Raw genomic sequence first — 17,681 nt, 5'->3', positions numbered from 1 at the left:
GGGCTCTCCGGGACGACCGTGCACCGTCGCGTTCGGTGTAATCCGCCGTGGGATAGCGCTCCCACGGGGCGCGACCTCCGGGCCGTGGCGACTGCCCGTGCCGATCGTCACCCACCAACGAACCTCGCTTTTCGTCTCCGCTGCCGTTTCGGCCGCTTTCGACCCGCATGACCGATTCCGCCAATGATAACGATTCCGCCACGGCGAGCCAGCCCAGTGCGAAATCGACGGGCCGAGGTTGTGTTGCACATTTTGATATGTGCTGGTCGGAGGGTTTTCAACGGTCGGGTGACAGTGCGATTGCACGTACAAGTTGCTTGCCGTTCGCTCGAAACGATCAGCCGCCGCTGTGCATCAGATCCGCGCCCGCGGGGACGGCCGGATCGTCGGGATCGTCGAGCCAGCCGTGCGGCAGCGCCACTTTGCCCGGCGAACCCTGACGGCCGCGCGGACCCTCGGCATCGCGGGGGAACGGCGCGGTCGGGTCGAGTTCGCCGATGAGGTCCCGCAATTGGGTGAGACTCGACACAGTCGCGAAGGAGCGGCGTAGGTCCGCACCGACCGGAAAGCCCATCAGATACCAGGCCATATGCTTGCGCAGATCGCGCATGGCCTTGTCCTCGCCGAGGTGTTCGGCGAGCAGCGCCCCGTGCCGGTACAGCACCTCACCGACGCGGCCGAGGTCCGGCGCCTCGGGCAGTGCTTCGCCGCGCAGTGCCGCCTGCAATTCGGCGAACAGCCACGGGCGACCGAGGCAGCCGCGGCCGACAACGACTCCGTCGCAACCGGTTTCGTCCATCATGCGCACCGCGTCGGCGGCGGAGAAGATATCGCCGTTGCCGAGCACTGGAATCGTCGTGACGGCCTCCTTGAGCCGCGCGATCTTCGTCCAGTCGGCCTGGCCCGAATACCGCTGTGCGGCGGTGCGGGCGTGCAGTGCGACGGCCTTGGCGCCCTCGGCCTCGGCTATGCGACCCGCGTCCAAGTAGGTGAGGTGGTCGTCATCGATGCCGATGCGGAACTTCACCGTCACCGGAACACCGGCCGGTTCGGCGCCGGAAACCATCGCCTTGACGATCTTGCTGAACAGCGTGCGCTTGTACGGCAGTGCCGCGCCGCCACCCAGCCGAGTGACCTTCGGAACGGGGCAGCCGAGGTTGAGATCGATGTGATCGGCCCAGCCCTCGCCGACGATGATCCGCACGGCCTCGCCGAGTGTGGCCGGATCCACACCGTAGAGCTGCATCGAGCGCGGATGCTCGTCCTCGTCGAAGGACATCATGTGCAGCGTCTTCTCATTGCGCTCGACCACTGCCCGCGCGGTGATCATTTCGCACACATAGATCGACGTGGAGCTGCCGAACTCCCGGCAAAGCTTCCGAAACGCCAGGTTGGTGATGCCCGCCATCGGCGCGAGCACTACCGCCGGATCGACCGGATACGGCCCGATCCGCAGCGTGCTCTTGGCTTCGGCAGTAATCGTCACGCCCACCAGTCTCTCATCACCGGCCGGGCGGCCCTCGAGCCGTATGTGCTGACGTGCGCTGATTCACCTGCTATTCGCCGCGGAGTCTGCGGTGGTAGATCTCCCGCACGGCGGGGTCGGGTTGTGCGTAAGCCGTTGTGGCGCCGGTGAATTTGGCGACACCCAGCTGTGCGCGGTAGGGCAGCAGTTGTGCTGATTTGATGATGGCCGCGAGTCGGCGCGGCACGGTCACCAGTGGTTTGTCCTGCTGCACCGATTTCACGATCGCCTGCGCGACATCCTCCGGATCCACCGTGGTCAGCGGCGTAATCCAGGTCGGCATATTGGCGCCGGCGGACAGTTCGGTGCGCACGATGCCCGGCAGCACCGCGCCGACGTGCACGCCGTGCTCCTTCATCTCCAGGTGCAGCGCCGAGGTGAAACCGACCACCGCGTGCTTGGTCGCGCAATAGGTGGCCAGGCCCGGAAAGCCCTGTGTCCCAGCCAAAGACGCGATATTTATCACATGCCCGCTGCCGCGGTCCATGAATCGCTGGACGGCCAGACGCGAGCCGTGGATCACGCCGTTGAGGTTGATATCGATGATCCGCTGGGTCATCGCCTCGTCCTCGTCGGCGAATAACCCGGTCGGCATGATGCCCGCGTTGTTGACCAGCACATCCAGCGGGCCGAGCTGGCTGTCCACGCTGTCGAGGAAGGCGGCGAAGGAGGCCTTGTCCGTGACGTTCAGCGGCAGGCCGACGATCTTGGCATCCGGATCGGCGCCCAACTCCGCCGCCGTCTTGGCGACCAGTTCGACATCGATATCACCGATCGCGACCGCGGCGCCCGCCCCCAGGAATGCCTCCGCGGTGGCCCGTCCGATCCCGCGTGCGCCGCCGGTGATCGCGACGACCTTGCCGCCGAGCGTGGCCTCGCCCTTATTCGTCATGTCCCGGGCCTCCTGTGAGCGGGTATCGGATATCCCCAGTGTCGAGGTTCCTGGCCGAATCGTCGGCGGTTTGGGCCGATACGTAGCCTGTTACTCGCGGGTATCACCCGTGACCACCAGACTCATCGGAGAGGCCAATGACGGAACGGATCGAAGGCGCCGGATCGGGTGCGGACCGCGACTCCGGCGTGGAGCCGGGCAAGGCGACCGAGGCGAAGGCGTCCGATACGCGGGCGGGCACGTCCGGGCAGCCGTCGGACCGGCAGCCGGGCACCCTGTCGATTCGCGTATCCACCGTGGTCGTCGGCGCGGTAATCGGCGCATTGGTAATCGCGGTCGCCGTGCTGGGCGGTTTTCTCGTCTCGGCTCGCGGTGATCTTGCCGATCGAAACGATCGGGAAGCCGCGGATAAGAGGGCCGAGCAGGTGGCCACCGAATACGCGGTCGGCGCGGCCACCGTCAATTACCAGGACATCCCGGCATGGGTGGCCGAGCTGAAGGCGAATACCGTTCCGCAGCTGGCGAATAAGTTCGATGCGACCGCGCCCAAGCTCGAACAGATTCTGGTTCCGTTGAAGTGGACCTCCACCGCCGCGCCGATTACCGCGAAGGTGATGTCGGAGCAAGGCGGTATCTACAAAGTCGATGTGTTCGTAAATGTGAGTTCGACGAATGCGCAGAGTCCGGAAGGCGCGCAGACAACGGTGACCTACAACGTCACGCTCGATAAGAACTCGGATTGGAAGATCACCGATGTGGGCGGCGTCGACGGCGCACTGCCGGTGAAGTAGCGTCGCAAGGAGTTTCGGCGGTTGAAGCTATAAGTTCGCCACTGAGATCGGCGTTGCCGAAAATAAACGCGCCGCCACCGGAGAAATCCGGCGGCGGCGCGCTTACGTTTGCGGGTCGAGATCAGCCTGCGGCGACCCCGGCGAGGTCGCGCTTCTTCGCCTCGCGGGCGAGCATGCGGTCGCGCTGCTCTTCGAATTTGACGACGTCCTGACTCAGCTTCTCCAGAAACAGGCCGAGCCGTTCGCGCACGGCCTCGCCGCGTGCGGTGAAATCGGTGCGTTCGAAGATGTCCCACTTCTTCAGCACGGGCTGCACCACGTCTTCGAGGTGCTGGCGCAGATCGTAGATGCCGTGCTTGGCCATCAATACGCCGTTGCGGCGGAAGTTGGGCATACCGGCGCCGGGCATCTGGAAGTTCTCCAGGATCAGCGTGATCGCCTCGATCGCCTGGTCGGGGGACAGATCCAGGGCGGCGCCGCACATGTTGCGGTAGAAGATCATGTGCAGGTTCTCGTCGGCGGCGACGCGCTGCAGCATGCGGTCGGCGATGGGGTCGTCGCAGACCCGGCCGGTATTGCGGTGGCTGACCCGGGTGGCCAGCTCCTGGAAGGTCACGTACGCGACCGAGTGCAGGAAGCCCGCATCGGCCTCGGTCGGCGAAGCGAATCCGTTGGTCATGTGGATCATGCGCGCCTCTTCGAGCGCCACGGGATCGACGCCACGGGTAACCACGAGGTAGTCGCGCATGACGATGCCGTGGCGGTTCTCCTCGGCGGTCCAGCGACCCACCCAGGTGCCCCAGGCGCCGTCCTGCGAGAAGTTCTCGGCGATCTCGCGGTGGTAGGAGGGCAGATTGTCTTCGGTGAGCAGGTTCGTGATCATGGCCGCCTTCGCGACTTCGTTCAGTCGGGACTGCTCAGGGTCCCAGTCCACCCCGCCGAGTGCCGCGAAGTTGCGGCCCTCATCCCACGGGACGTAGTCGTGCGGATGCCATTCCTTTGCCAGGGAGAGGTGCCGGTTGACGTTTTCTTCGGCAACCGGCTCCAACTCCGTGAGCAGCTCGAGTTGAGTCAGATCCCTTGCCATATACAAGCCCTTCATGTGTGTGCGCTCTTGCTGGTCAGTCCCCCGGGTAGACCGTGTGCCGATGCGGCCATACCTTACGGCACCGTAGGTGTGATGCGAAACGCATCTGGCTGGCAAATGAGACCTCGTGATAGAGGTCATATGCCGACGTCGGCGTTCGACAACCACACCGAGTGTAGGGGCTCTGCGCGCAGCAAGGGGTTTATCGCTACGGGCCGAGAGTCGTTAGCCCAGCGTGCTGTAACGCACAAAGCCGCTGGTGTCGCCGCCGCGATCGCTCCGCGTTCACCGCCGAAAAGTCCGCCCGGCGCACCACCTGTGTTCTCGGCCAACGCTTCTCCGATCGCGCCGCCGATGCCGACTCGCTTGCCGCTGCTGCCGAGCAGACCGCAGAGTATGTGTCCGATGCCGTCGCCGGACCGCGTCTGTGGTGCGCGCCACTGCCCAGGCGCTCGGGCGGATAGCCGTCACGGTCGGAGGCGGCATCGGCGACGCTGGTGCCCTCCTGCGCGCCGAGGGCTGATCCAGCGCGCCGACCAACGAAGCCACGCCCTCGGGTGGCAATCAACCGAGCAATACCGCCTCCGTGTGGGTGGCCTGGTCGACTTGTCGGCGATCTGTCCAATGGGAACTCGAGAAAGCTGAATCGTCGAGCGAAGTCCGCCGTTGCCGAGGCCTGCCTCCGAGTGTGCGGGCGCGGCCCACAGTATGGAAAGCCCGCTGTGGAATGTGCCGTTTCACGGCCGCGGCCGATACGCGTCGCGAGTGCGTGCGGTCTGGAATATGACTCAGGCGTCCGATATGGAAACCGGACGCCTGAGAAGGTGCCCCCAGTAGGGCTCGAACCTACGACCTGCGGATTAAAAGTCCGTAGCTCTACCAACTGAGCTATAGGGGCGCGGATGGACAGTGTAGTGGGCCGGGCGCGGATCGGGTAACCGGGGGCGGGGCGCGTCGGCTGGGGCGTGGATCGGTTCGATCGGGGTTGCCGGGTGCCGGTGCCGAGTCGTGCTCGCGTACCGGGTAACACGATGCGTGTGGGTAGCGATGCTGCCGGTAAACAATTGGTACCCAGCTTTGTTCATTCCTGCCGAGCCGGGCTACCATCCAATCATGTTGCGTACCAATGTCTTTGGATTTGCGGGGGGTGTAGGGCCAGTGCGCGGGGGGACGCAGCGAGGCGACTGGCCGGTGTCGCGCGGTTGGCACCGCGGTGACCGGGCCGCTGGTCGACTCGGGTGAACAGTGCTGCGACGCTGTCGAATTCGGAAATCCGAGGCACCACTTTGCTCGATTGCGTGAAGTTTGCTGTAACAGATATCCGGATGTTTCGGCCGCTGGAGTCTTCGGTTTGCCGCGTGTCGGATGGTGTTTCCGGGTACGGTGACGACTTGGTGAATTACGGAAGAATCGCCGACTTACCCGGCGATCCGGAATTCGGCTTATCGTTGGTGTGCCCGAACGTGTCGTGGCCGGTTCGACCGATCGCGACTTCCTACGAGTCGACGCCGGGGGAGGCAGATCCGAGACGAAGTAATGCCCAGGTGCGCACCCCCTGCGGCGCACCTGGGCAGGAAAACTATACCAGCTGGTGTGTTTCAGGATTTTCGCAAGTTTTCGTACCGAAAGTTTGAAACGGGGCGAAATCCCGGTTTGAAGTATTGATAAAACTCATAACTTCGCGCCAAGGGTCCGTTCTTTTGGGGGCACCGATTTGGCGACGAGTAGGCTTCGGAGGCGTTTCGAGCATGGCACGGCAGCAAGAGCGGGCCCGCCGGACACGCGCGGCGATAATCAGGTCCGCCGCCGTTGAGTTCGGGAAGAGCGGCTATGCCGCTGCATCGCTCAACCGCATTTTGGAAGGTTCGCGCGCCACCAAGGGCGCCATGTACTTTCATTTCGATTCCAAGGAAGATCTCGCACGCGCGGTACTCGAGACCGCGGTCGACCGATACCGCACATCGGCCGAGCGTTGGCTTGCCAGAACGGATCTCGGTCCACTCGATGTCCTGCACGGGATGGTCGACGAGGTGGCATTGCGACTCGAGCACGACATCATCGTGCAGGCCGAATTCCGGTTGATCATCGAGCCGGACTTCTATCGCGATGTGCAGACCGGCGGTGGCCGAATACTCGGCCGCGCCACCAGAGTTCTCGCGGTTCGCGCCATCGATCAGGGCCAGCTGCGCGCCGATGCGGACCCGGACCGCTTCACCCGCACCGTCTCTGCCGCCCTCGCCGGCCAGCGCTATCTGATCGACATCCTCGGCAGCGGGATCGATCTGCGGACTCGGTTCCAGGAGGCGCTCGAGGTCGTCGTCGAGGCGATGGCGACCCCGGAGTGGGCGGAGAAGTTCCGCAACGACGGCTGGCGCGCACAGGCTCGACTCGAAGAGCTCGGTTTGGGAGCCTGAACAGCCGATTTGGGAAACGCGGCCGATCTGTCATAAGCTATCCCAGCTCCCAACGGACAGCCGTTGAAGCCGGTCCGGAGAAATCCGGGGCGAGCCCCCTTCGTCTAGCGGCCTAGGACGCCGCCCTTTCAAGGCGGTAGCGCGGGTTCGAATCCCGTAGGGGGTACGGTCTTCGGATCGTTGGAAGCACGCAAGGCCCTGTGGCGCAGTTGGTTAGCGCGCCGCCCTGTCACGGCGGAGGTCGCGGGTTCGAGTCCCGTCAGGGTCGCAAAGTAAGCGCCGGAGCAATCCGGCGTTTCGCGTATGGCATTCACCACGGGTGCCTGCGGCCAGGTAGCTCAGTTGGTACGAGCGTCCGCCTGAAAAGCGGAAGGTCGCCGGTTCGATCCCGGCCCTGGCCACCAAATCCCCTCGGCATATCACCTGGTCGGGGGGATTTTTTATGTCTTGGCTCGGTTATCGAACTCGACCGAAGTGACGAATGTCCCGGCGCGCATCGGTGTCCGGTGCGTATGTTGGACCCTGCAACTCAGGGGGTGAGCTTCGTCGGCTCCGGCGGACGGGCGTACTCCGAACAAATCAGGCAAGTGAAGCAGGTGTCGAGCAGAACCGTAGGACTGCGATTCGAAGGAGGAAATCTCATGCGATTCGTCAAGACCGGTGTTCTCGCTGTAGCGCTGGCTGGTGCCCTCATGACCGGGGCCGGCATCGCGCACGCCGACGAAAGCATCACCGTGGACGCCAAGTTGCTTGGCTGCGCGATGCAGGCCGGGATCAGCGCATCCGACCTGACGGATGCCAATATCGGCCGCTCTATCACTGTCTCCGATGAGGTTGCCGCCCAGCTCAGGGCGAATGGTTGCCTGTAATCGGTTCCGCCGGTCGTCCTGGCTGTCACAAGCCAGGACGACCGGTTTTCGACCGTGCCGCATTGGTACTCACAAGGGGACGGATCTCGAGGGTCGGGGTGGAAATCGGGGGTCTGTTGATCATGGTGGTGGGATGCTGGGGGGATGGCGGAGAAGTGGTATTACTGCTTGAAGCATCAGCGGGCCGAGAGTGGGAAGCAGTGTTGGTTCCGGGATCGGATGGGGCCGTATCCGGATCGGGCTACTGCTGAGCGGGCGTTGGAGATCGTGCATGCGCGCAATGCTCGTGAGGATGCCCGGGATCGGGATTGGCGCGCTGGGGAGAAGTGAGGGCGTGCCAGGGGTGGTGTGCGGCAACTGATTTCGATGTGGATCCGGGGGTGGTCCGCGGGGTGGTGGACGCGATTTGCGAGGTAGTCGGCACGTCGCGGGTATTTGCGTGGCGGCGGGAGTGTGCGGGCGCTCAGGTGGTCTTCAGTTCGATCAAGTACGGTTCTTGGCAATCAGACGAGTGCTCCGGGTCCTGTCGTGGGTCTGCGGGCTGGAACAGGTGAGCAGGGAGGGCGACCCTTGAGGGTTACCGTTGTTGTGCCGACCTACAACGAGCGGGAGAATCTGCCGGTTGCGGTGGAGCGGCTGACGGCGCTGCCGGTGCCTGATCTGCATGTGCTCGTGGTGGATGACAATTCGCCGGACGGGACCGGTGAGATCGCCGACAAGCTGGCGGCCGAGCTGCCGAATGTCGTCGGCGTACTGCACCGCACCGAAAAGAACGGATTGGGCCGCGCCTACGTGGCCGGGATCACCCGGGCACTGGACGAGGGCGCCGATGTGGTGATCCAGATGGACGCCGACCTGTCGCATCCCGCTGAGGTGATTCCGGCGATGCTGGAGAAGCTGGACACCACCGATGCCGGTGTCGTGCTCGGGTCCCGCTACGTGCCCGGCGGGTCCACCGCCGAGGAGTGGAAGTGGTATCGCAAGGCGCTGTCCGCCTGGGCCAACTTCTACGTGAACCTGATCCTGCGTCTGAGCGTCAAGGACGCCACTGCCGGGTTCAAGGCATGGAAGGCCGATACGTTGCGCGCCATCGACGTGGCCTCGATTCGCAGCAACGGGTATTCGTTCCAGGTCGAGATGAACTACCGCACCGTCAAGAAAGGCATCACGATCGCGGAGGTACCGATCCGGTTCGAGGAGCGAACCCTCGGCGCTTCCAAGATGAGCCTCAAGGTGCAACTGGAATCCGCGCTGATGCCGTGGAAGCTGCTGTTCGGGCGCTCGGTCTGACACCTGGCGACGACCGGGCACCCTGTCCACCAAGTAACGGGGTACTCGTCAGTCAGCCGGGCATCCCGTCCGGCAAGCAACCGGGCACCGTCTGTGAGCCGGGCACCCGCCCGCCAACTAACTGGGCATCCAGTCGCCAGCCGGGCACCCGTCTGCCATCTGACCGGGGATCCGTGCACCAGCCGGGATCTGGCTGCCGACCGGGCATCCTCCGTGCACCAGCCGAGGATCCGGCTGCCAGCCGGGCATCCGTGCACCGGCTGGATATTCGTCCACCAACCGGGCATCTGTCCACCAACCGGGCATCATCTGTCCACCAACCGGGCATCCGGCCGCCCAGCCGGGCATCCGGCCGCCCAGCCGGGCATCCGTGCACCGGCCGGGTATCCGTGCACCGGTCGGATATTCGTGCACCAACCGGGCACCTGTCCGCCGACCGGGTATCCGTGCACCGGTCGGATATTCGTGCACCAACCGGGCACCTGTCCGCCGACCGGGTATATCCGTGCACCGGTCGGATATTCGTGCACCAACCGGGCACCTGTCCGCCGACCGGGTATATCCGTGCACCGGTCGGGCATCCGACCGCCAGCCAGGTATCCGTGCACCGGCCGGGCATTCGTGCACCAACCGGGCACCTGTCCGCCGACCGGGTATCCGTCCACCGGTCGGGATCCGTGCACCGGTCGGGCATCCGTCCACCAACCAGGTATCCGGTAGTACGGAGCACCCGGCGTACGGGGTACAAGGTGAAGGCGCCAAGCGACATCACCGGTCCGGCGACGGCCAGTTCAGCAGGGTGTGGGTGTACAGCTGACGGACGGCTTCGACGTTGTCGTCCATATCGTTCGCGTCCCAACTGCCGACGTCGATGGGGTCGAGGATGGCCACGTCGACGGTGCCCTTGCGCGCGACCATCGAGTTGCGCCAGTTGATTTCACCCGCATTGCGGATCACCACCGGGATCACCGGTACCCCGGCCTGGATCGCGATGTGGAAGGCGCCCTTCTTGAACGGGCCGATGCGCGGTGTATACGACCGGGTGCCTTCGGGTGAGACCGCGATCGACAGGCCGCCGCGCAGCGTCTGCACCACCGGCGCCAGCGCCGCCTTGGCCTGCGTGGTGTTGGCACGATCGATGAAGGTGACCCCGACGAACCGCATCAGCGGACCGAAGATCGGATTCTTCGTCAGCTCCTTCTTGCCGATTCCGGTGACCCCGCCTTCGAGCACCTTGGGCACGATGATCACGTCGAACTGGCTCTGATGGTTGAACAGGAAGACGGCGGGTCTCGGGGCGCGGGCGTTTTCCGCACCGCTGACCCGCAGCCGGATACCGGTGGCGCCGAGCGTGGCACCGGCTCCGTAGGCCATCAGCGCATCGGCCATCTTCCGGTGCTGACGCGTGTAGGACTTGCTCAGCACCCCGAGCAGCGCCCCGGCCAGTAGCCCGGCGAATCCGGCTATGGTGCGCAGATAGTCGGTCGGGCGCGGTGGTCGACGCGGACGGAACGTCAGTATCGGCCAATTCTGTTCGGCGGCAGCGGTACCGAGCTTTCGCTCGGGATTCACCGCTACCGGATGCTCGACCACCGAGAGCAGCGGCAGATCGGCGATGCTGTCCGCGTAGACGTAGCTGCGGCCGATATCCAGTCCATGCGCGGCGGCGAATTCGCGAACCGCATCGGCCTTGCCATTGCGCCACAGGGTTTTTCCGTCGGTGTAACCGGTGAGCACGCCATCGGTGGTCGCCATCCGGGTGTACAGCACATGCTCGATACCGAGTTCGGCTGCGGCGGGTTCGACCTGGAATCGGGTCAGCGCAGTGGCGAGCACCAGGGTATGCCCGGCGGCTTCGTGCGTCCGGATCAGCTGCCATGCTTCGGGATACAGGTGCCCGTAGATCTTTTTCCGGAACAGCAGCGTGCCCAACTCGTCCAGTTCGTCTTCGGGCTGTCCGGCGAGTGTCCGCATGGCCTGCTGGAGGAACCGGCTGTATTCGCCATCGGTGAGTCCATTGCGGATGCTGCCGAGCAGGGTGTCCGCGGTAATCCGGCTCTTATCGCGCCGGAATGTCCACCGCGACAGCGGCCCGAAACCATCCACAACGGCGGCGAAGTCGAAGATCGCGGCGACTTCCGGCCCCTGCGGCCCGGACCGGATCGCGGCGATGGCCGCCGCGAGATCCGTTGGGACCCCAGGGTGTTGTTCGACCATCAGGCCCCCCGTGCGGTGATATTGGACGGATCCAGCGCGGCGGCCTGCGAGATCCGAGCCGCGATAATGCGCAGCTGGTCGGCGAATTCGTATCTGCGCCGGGTCAATTCGGCCCTCGGCTTGGCCGAGTCATGACTGACGCGGGTCAACAACCCGTGGTTGTCCGCGAGTTTGAGTGCGCTGGAGAACAATTCGGTGGAGACCGATTCCGGACTGTGCAGTCGCTGCTGCAGCAGCATCTGCTTACCGACCGCGACGCATTCGTCGATGAACTCCTTGCGATCGATCTCTTCGGCGCTGTCGTGGGCCGCCAGCCGTTCGGCCACCACCAGCTGCGCGTCTACGAATGCGCGAAGAGCGCGGTGCGCCATCATGAATCCGGATGCGGTGAGTTTGTGCAGAACTTCCTCACCGAGGGTGTCCGCCGCGGTGTGCTGGTGCCAATCCGGGTCCACCAGCAGCATTTCCGCTGTCATCTGCGCCGAGAACTCGGCCCGCTCCGGGAAGAAGAATTCGAACTTGAGCAGATCGCGCAGTCGGAAGGCCTCGTCCCAGCCTGCCCGCAGCTGATCCGGTGCCTGCATCTCCAAGGCGCCCAGGATCGACAATTCGAGAATGGCGCGGTTGATGAACCAATGCACCGCGCTATTGCGATAGAACGCGGCCTCCAGATGCGCACCCGATTCGATCGAGTACACCGGTTCCAGCCCGCCGCGGTACACGGTCACGACCTTGGCCAGCGACAGCTGCTCCAGCACCACCGCGAGACTCTGCTCATCGCGCAGCGCCGCCAGTTCACCGTGCGGCAGCTCGCGCTTCTCGATGTACCGCAGCACCGGGGCCAGCACGGCACGCACCTCGCCGAGGGTGAGCGCACGCTCGTGCACACCGAGCAGCGCCAGGGTGACCAGCGCGTTGACCGTGATCGGCGTGACCGTATTGATACCGACGGCGACCTCGAAGGCCAACCGCTGCACGGCCTTTCGCTCCAGCTCGGCGACCTCCGCCGACTCGGTGACATTGCTCGGTTCGGTTCCCGCCGGTTCGGTGCGGTGCAGCGGAATGATCGTCGGTGCCGGGGTGAGCGGATCCCCATATGCGGCAAGGCGATCGCGCGCAGACAGCGGTTCGCCGAATCGCACATAGACGTGTCCGGCCGAATGCTGTTGGCTGCGTATATAACGCGCCATCCAGGCCAGACCCTCCGGCTTCTTCTTCCCGCCTACCTGTTCGGTGGCGATGGCGCCGAGTTCGTTCAGCCGCTCATAGGTGATCGATACCGGGACGAGCAGCACATCGTCGATCCGATTCGAACGGACGGCGGCGGCAAGGTAATTCAGCAATCCATAGCGCGGCGGGCGCAGCTTGCCGGTGCGGGTGCGGCCGCCCTCGAAGTACCACTCCATATTGAATCGCTTGGCCAGCAGGTAGGCGAAGTACTCCTCGACCACCGCCTTGTAGACCTCGTCGTCACCGAAGCTGCGCCGGATGAAGACCGTGCCGGTACGCCGGGCGATCGGACCCATCGGCCAGAAGCTCAGATTCGCGCCGCCGATCACATGATTCGGTGGAAAGTCATTGCGGGCCAGCACATCACCGAGTACGAACGCATCGACATAGGACCGGTGCGAGGGCAGGAAGACCAGCGGATGGTTGCGGTTCAACGCGCGCAACCCGTCCAGGCCGGGGTCGTCGGAGTCGACCTTCCAGGTGGAGGCGTGGATCGGGCGCATCGCCTGGGTGAACAGATCCGAGACCAGTCTGCTCTGGGCGGCGACGAGTTCGTTCAGCGCCTTCTCGGCCCGCCGGTACACCTCGTGCGGACTCGTACCGAGCTGATCGGCGATGAGTTCGAGCCTGCGCAGGAAGTCGGGGGAGTCGAGGATCTCCTCGGCCACCAGCCGCGGCACCTTGTACCGGTCACCGATGATGGAACGTTCGGCACGTTCCAGGGCGACCACCGCGGCGCGCACGATGGCGCGCGCGAACGGCTCGGCGGAGCCCTTTATGAGCAGCGCCGCGGCCTCCGGATTATTGGCGCGCAATTCGCTGAGCAGAGCGGGCTGCCCGGTGAGCACCACGTGACGGTCCGGCGATTTGCCGACCAAGCGGCGTTGCGCGAGTCGGTTCGGCTTGCGCGGATTGGTCAGCAGGGCCAGGTCGGCGAAGGTGATGCGGCGGACCCCGTCGCGCTCGGCCGGGAGCCACAGCACCCGGATCGGCACCACCAGCGGATCGTCGCGGCGTCCGACCAGTCGATCGCCGATCGCGTCCGCATCCAGATCCAACTGGGTGATCGGTGCGTCGACGCCGAGTTCGTGCTTCAGTCCGCCGTCGGCCAGCCAGGTGCCGACGAGTTCGCGTTCCACGCCGGAGCTCGCATCGATCAGTGCCACCACCGAACCGGGGGCTGCCGCTCGAGCTGGAGCGGGCGAATCCCCGCGGTGATCGATCATGACTCCTATTGAAGCCCGCCAGTGGATTCCGCGCAGGAACTCCGGCGGGCGAGTTGGGCTTCGGATATCGATACGGCGTTTGCGATCGCGGCCGATCGCGATGGCGAACTAGGCTGCGCGCATGGATTGGGCGTTACGCGCATGCGGCTGGCACGGCCACTACACCTATGCGCCGGACGAGCAGGATCTGGCGGAACGGCTGCATGTTCAGACGGTGGCCGGTGTCGCGTGGCGATGTCTGCGCTGCGGCACGTTCGTACCCGGCGAACCGGTCGGCTCCGGGCCCGCCGACCATGCTCCGGAGGTGCCGCGCGGGCGACTGCTGCGGGACCGCTGGCTGATGCGGGCGTTGGCGATCGAGCGGTTGGTGCGCGGTTTGCTCTTGGTGGTCGCCGCGCTCGCCGTCTTCAAATTCCGGTCCTCGCGCGAGGATATGCGGGCGGTCTTCGATGAGGAACTGCCGCTGCTGCGGCCGCTGGCCGATCAGATCGGCTGGGATATCGACCGATCCAAGATTGTGCATCTGATCGATGACGCGTTCTCGCTGTCGAATACGACCCTGCTGTGGGTGGCCATCGGCATCCTCGCCTATGCGACGCTGCAGGCGATCGAGGCGGTCGGGCTCTGGTTGGTGAAGCGCTGGGGTGAGTATTTCGCGGTGGTCGCGACCAGCATCTTCCTGCCGTTGGAGATCTACGAGCTGACCGAGAAGATCACCGTGCTGCGTATCGGCGCGCTGCTGATCAATATCGCCGCGGTGGTCTGGCTGGTCTACAGCAAGCGGTTGTTCGGGGTGCGCGGCGGCGGGGCCGCGTACCACGCGGAGCACAGCACGGAGAGTCTGTTGAGCGTCGAGCGGTCGGCGCTCGCACTGCCTGCGGAGTAGCCGTTTGCTGTGGTCTGCGGCACACCTCCGATCTAGACAGGTAATGCTAACCTTACTTTCCTAAGTTAGGTCAGCATAACCTTGGAGGATCGTTGTCGACCACGGAGCGCTTGCGCGTTGAGTATGTGACCGATCCGGCGGCAGCGATGTCCCGACTGGCTGCGGCCGAGCGCTTCGGCGAATACGTGATGTACGAACGGCCCGGCGAATGGGTATTCGCGGCCGATCCGCTCGGCGGCGTCGAACTCGACGCGAACGAATTGCGTGTGTCCTGGGACGGGCGCGGCCCCACGAGTGCCTGGGAGGGCAGCCCGGCGCGGGTCATCGACAACGCACTCGCCATGCTGCCGCTCGGCGGGCGCCGGGCCTACGGCTGGATCGGATTCGAGTTCTGCGCATGGGCATTGGATGCGACGCGGCATCTGGATCCGCGAACCGCACTTGCCCATCTGATGATTCCGCGCATCGAGGTGCGGGTCGGCGAGTGCGGCGTCCGGATTTCCGGCGCGACACCGGCCGAGGTCAATGACATTCACGATCTCATCGCCGCCTCGCAGGAGACCGAGCTGCCGCAGGCGCATCCGGTCGATGTGCGTCTCGATCCGACCGGATATCGCGATCGGGTCGCCGAGGCGGTCACGGAAATCCGCTCCGGTCGTTATCAGAAGGTCATTCTGTCCAGGAAGGTCGATCTGCCGTTCGCGGTGGATGTCCCCGCCAGTTACCGGCTCGGCCGGGCCAACAACACTCCGGCGCGGTCGTTCCTGCTTCGCCTCGGTGGACTCGAGGCGGCCGGATTCAGTCCGGAGTTGGTCGCCTCCGTCGACGAGGATCGGGTCGTCACCACCGAGCCGCTCGCCGGGACGCGCGCCTTCGGGCTCGGCGAAGCCATCGATATGGCGGCGCGGGCCGACCTGATCACCGATCCCAAAGAGATCGTGGAGCACGCGATTTCGGTGCGGACCTCCTTTGCCGAGATCACCGAGGTGGCCGATCCCGGCACGCCCGCGGTCTCCGATTTCATGGCGGTTCGAGAACGTGGCAGCGTGCAGCATCTGGCCTCCACGGTGCGCGGGCGGCTCGCTGCGGACCGTTCCAGCTGGGATGCGCTGGAGGTCCTGTTCCCGTCGGTCACGGCGTCCGGTATCCCGAAACGGGAGGGTGTCGACTCGGTGTTCCGTCTCGACGGTGCGCCGCGCGGCCTGTACTCCGGTGCCGTGGTGACGATTTCGCCGAGCGGTGCGATGGAGGCGACGCTGGTACTACGTGCGGTCTACCAGACCACCGAAGGCGCGTGGCTGCGGGCGGGCGCGGGCATTGTCGGGCAGTCGCGGCCGGAGCGGGAATTCGAGGAGACCTGCGAAAAACTGGGCAGTGTCGCGCCCTATGTAGTCAAGGCCTAGCAAATTCATACCCATCAAGGTCGGCCCGCGTTCCGAATCATCTGCTGGGGCACCCGGTTATCCGGGGTTCGGATCGGGGGTGGCGAGATCGGACTCGCGCCACCCCCGATCGTTCCGGTCAGCCGTGGTCGGCACGCAGGGCCTTCTTATCGATCTTGCCGACGGCGGTGATGGGCAGTTCGTCGGCCTGGCGGAGCAGGTCTGGGAGTTTGTAGGTCGCCAGACCGCGTTCAGTGAGGAAGGACTTGAGCTGGGCCGAAGTCGGCATTTGACCGTCGACAACCAAGACGGCACAGACCTTTTCACCCAGCGCCGCATCGGGGAGGCCGACGGCGGCGGCATGCCGGACGGACGGGTGGGCGAGCAGATGTTCCTCGAGTTCGTCGCAGGAGATGTTCTCGCCGCCCCGATTGATGACGTCCTTGATGCGGCCGGAGACGATCAGATGGCCGCTCGGCAGTCGGCGCACGAGATCGCCGGAGCGGTAGTAGCCGTCGGGGGTGAAGGCGCGGGCATTGTGTTCGGGGGCGCGGTAGTATCCGCGGATTGTGTAAGGGCCCTTGGTGAGCAGTTCGCCCTCTTCGCCGGGGGCGACCTCGTTGCCATCGGCATCCACGACCCGTACTTCGTCGGCAGGCGAGAGCGGACGGCCCTGGGTGGTGCAGACGATATCGTCGGCGTCGTCGAGGCGGGTGTAGTTGAGCAGGCCCTCGGCCATGCCGAAGACCTGTTGCAGTTCGACGCCCAGCGCGGGTGCGACCTCGCGGGCATTCACCTCGGCCAGCCGCGCGCCGCCGACCTGGAGCAGCCGCAGTGAGCCGAGATCGGCGTCTTCCCATTCGGTTGCCGCACACCAGAGTTGGGCCAGTGGCGGCACGACCGCGGTGACGGTGGCGCGATGACGTTCGATGGCGGCGAAGGCGCTCTCCGGGCTCGGATCGGTGATGAAGGTGACGGCCGCGCCGACCGATACGGTGCCGAGGATGCCGGGGCAGGCGAGCGGGAAGTTGTGTGCGGCGGGCAGTGTCGCGAGGTAGACGTCGTCCTCGGTCAGTCCGCAGACCTCGGCGCTCGCGGTGGCGTTGTAGACGTAGTCGTCGTGGGTGCGCGCGATGAGCTTCGGCAGGCCGGTGGTACCGCCGGAGACCAGCATCAGGGCGATATCGCTCGGATCGATGTCGGGAAGTGAACCGCCGTCGTGGGGAATCGAATTCAGATCGGTGAAGGCTCCCGGATCGCCGAGTACGAGAACGTGACGCAGGGTGGGTACGGCCGAGCGGACGGTTTCGGCCAGTTCGCGGTAGTCGAAGTCGCCGAGCCGGTCGGCCACGATGTACCCGACCGCTTCGGAAAGTCCGGCCAGATGTTCGATTTCGGCGCGGCGATGCGCGGGCAGGGTCAGCACCGGAATGATTCCGGCGCGCAGCAATCCGAACAGGACCGTCAAGAACTCAGGCACATTCGGCAGTTGCACGACCACCCGATCACCCGGCGCGATGCCGAGTGCGAGTAAACCGTGCGCCATCCGGTCTGCCTCGGCATCCACCCATGCGTAGGTGCGCGCGCTGTCGGCATCGAGCAGTGCCGTGCGTTGCGGGTGCTGGGTCGCGCTCGCGCGCAGCAGGTCGCCGAGTGGGCGGCCGGTCCAGTAGCCGGCCGCGCGATAGGTCGCGGCGTCGGCGGTGGGGAAGGGGACGTAGCCGTCGCGATGGGTGGGCGAGGTGGATGTCGAAGTCACGGTCTGCCTCACTGGAAGATCTGCTGCATGATTAGGGCTTCATAACATAGGTTAGGCAACCCTATCTCGATGCGATAGGCTACCGCCGAGCAGTCTCGATCCGCCGGATGCGG

At 65.2% G+C, this 17,681-nt stretch carries 13 protein-coding genes and 4 tRNA genes; 10 read left to right on the top strand and 7 right to left on the bottom strand.

What is annotated here, in order from left to right; translation table 11 throughout:
- Nucleotides 1–337: 337 nt before the first annotated feature.
- Nucleotides 338–1,486 (bottom strand): tRNA dihydrouridine synthase DusB, encoded by a 1,149-nt coding sequence (dusB, locus tag ACZ60G_RS17345; protein WP_465811092.1) that lies wholly within the window; start codon nt 1,484–1,486, stop codon nt 338–340.
- A 70-nt stretch (nt 1,487–1,556) separates the two neighbouring features.
- Nucleotides 1,557–2,417 (bottom strand): SDR family oxidoreductase, encoded by an 861-nt coding sequence (locus tag ACZ60G_RS17340; RefSeq protein WP_465811091.1) that lies wholly within the window; start codon nt 2,415–2,417, stop codon nt 1,557–1,559.
- Nucleotides 2,418–2,554: 137 nt separating this feature from the next.
- Here ACZ60G_RS17340 and ACZ60G_RS17335 point away from each other — a divergent pair, with 137 nt between their 5' ends.
- A complete protein-coding gene (locus tag ACZ60G_RS17335; RefSeq protein ID WP_465811090.1) occupies nt 2,555–3,208 on the top strand; it encodes a hypothetical protein in 654 nt (217 codons plus the stop codon).
- A gap of 121 nt (nt 3,209–3,329) precedes the next feature.
- Here ACZ60G_RS17335 and ACZ60G_RS17330 read toward each other — a convergent pair whose 3' ends face one another.
- A complete protein-coding gene (locus tag ACZ60G_RS17330; protein ID WP_465811089.1) occupies nt 3,330–4,295 on the bottom strand; it encodes an acyl-ACP desaturase in 966 nt (321 codons plus the stop codon).
- 825 nt (nt 4,296–5,120) lie between these two features.
- Nucleotides 5,121–5,193: transfer RNA gene (locus tag ACZ60G_RS17325), tRNA-Lys, on the bottom strand.
- 850 nt (nt 5,194–6,043) lie between these two features.
- Here ACZ60G_RS17325 and ACZ60G_RS17320 point away from each other — a divergent pair.
- The 7 genes from ACZ60G_RS17320 to ACZ60G_RS17290 all read left to right on the top strand — a co-directional run bounded on the left by ACZ60G_RS17320 (nt 6,044) and on the right by ACZ60G_RS17290 (nt 8,868).
- Nucleotides 6,044–6,709, top strand: a complete 666-nt coding sequence (locus ACZ60G_RS17320) for a TetR family transcriptional regulator (RefSeq protein WP_465811088.1) — start codon at nt 6,044–6,046, stop codon at nt 6,707–6,709.
- A gap of 93 nt (nt 6,710–6,802) precedes the next feature.
- Nucleotides 6,803–6,875: transfer RNA gene (locus ACZ60G_RS17315), tRNA-Glu, on the top strand.
- A 28-nt stretch (nt 6,876–6,903) separates the two neighbouring features.
- A tRNA-Asp gene (locus ACZ60G_RS17310) sits at nt 6,904–6,977 on the top strand.
- A gap of 59 nt (nt 6,978–7,036) precedes the next feature.
- Nucleotides 7,037–7,113 (top strand) — tRNA-Phe (locus ACZ60G_RS17305).
- Nucleotides 7,114–7,350: 237 nt separating this feature from the next.
- Nucleotides 7,351–7,578, top strand: coding sequence for a hypothetical protein (locus ACZ60G_RS17300; protein ID WP_465811087.1), 228 nt, complete (start codon nt 7,351–7,353; stop codon nt 7,576–7,578).
- Between the two features lie 144 nt (nt 7,579–7,722).
- Nucleotides 7,723–7,908 carry a hypothetical protein gene (locus tag ACZ60G_RS17295; protein ID WP_465811086.1) on the top strand — a complete coding sequence of 62 codons (186 nt, stop codon included), beginning with the start codon at nt 7,723–7,725 and terminating at the stop codon, nt 7,906–7,908.
- Between the two features lie 240 nt (nt 7,909–8,148).
- Nucleotides 8,149–8,868 (top strand): polyprenol monophosphomannose synthase, encoded by a 720-nt coding sequence (locus ACZ60G_RS17290; RefSeq protein WP_281197528.1) that lies wholly within the window; start codon nt 8,149–8,151, stop codon nt 8,866–8,868.
- 768 nt (nt 8,869–9,636) lie between these two features.
- On the opposite strand, the gene ACZ60G_RS17285 is transcribed toward ACZ60G_RS17290, so the two are convergent.
- Nucleotides 9,637–11,085: an HAD-IB family hydrolase gene (locus tag ACZ60G_RS17285; protein WP_465811085.1), complete on the bottom strand. Its 1,449-nt coding sequence runs from the start codon at nt 11,083–11,085 to the stop codon at nt 9,637–9,639.
- Nucleotides 11,085–13,541: a glycerol-3-phosphate 1-O-acyltransferase gene (locus ACZ60G_RS17280; protein WP_465811084.1), complete on the bottom strand. Its 2,457-nt coding sequence runs from the start codon at nt 13,539–13,541 to the stop codon at nt 11,085–11,087. The genes ACZ60G_RS17285 and ACZ60G_RS17280 overlap by 1 nt, the downstream gene beginning before the upstream one ends.
- A gap of 121 nt (nt 13,542–13,662) precedes the next feature.
- Between ACZ60G_RS17280 and ACZ60G_RS17275 the strand changes: the two genes are divergently transcribed.
- Both ACZ60G_RS17275 and nbtS read left to right on the top strand, forming a co-directional pair.
- Nucleotides 13,663–14,427 (top strand): DUF2127 domain-containing protein, encoded by a 765-nt coding sequence (locus ACZ60G_RS17275; RefSeq protein ID WP_465811083.1) that lies wholly within the window; start codon nt 13,663–13,665, stop codon nt 14,425–14,427.
- A 92-nt stretch (nt 14,428–14,519) separates the two neighbouring features.
- A complete protein-coding gene (gene nbtS, locus ACZ60G_RS17270; RefSeq protein WP_465811082.1) occupies nt 14,520–15,830 on the top strand; it encodes a nocobactin biosynthesis salicylate synthase NbtS in 1,311 nt (436 codons plus the stop codon).
- 118 nt (nt 15,831–15,948) lie between these two features.
- On the opposite strand, the gene ACZ60G_RS17265 is transcribed toward nbtS, so the two are convergent.
- Nucleotides 15,949–17,568 (bottom strand): (2,3-dihydroxybenzoyl)adenylate synthase, encoded by a 1,620-nt coding sequence (locus ACZ60G_RS17265; RefSeq protein WP_465811081.1) that lies wholly within the window; start codon nt 17,566–17,568, stop codon nt 15,949–15,951.
- Between the last annotated feature and the right edge of the window lie 113 nt (nt 17,569–17,681).

Source organism: Nocardia sp. NPDC102475, assembly GCF_055584605.1.
Note: the sequence above shows the minus strand (reverse complement) of the source record. Positions and strands in the feature narration are given on the sequence as shown.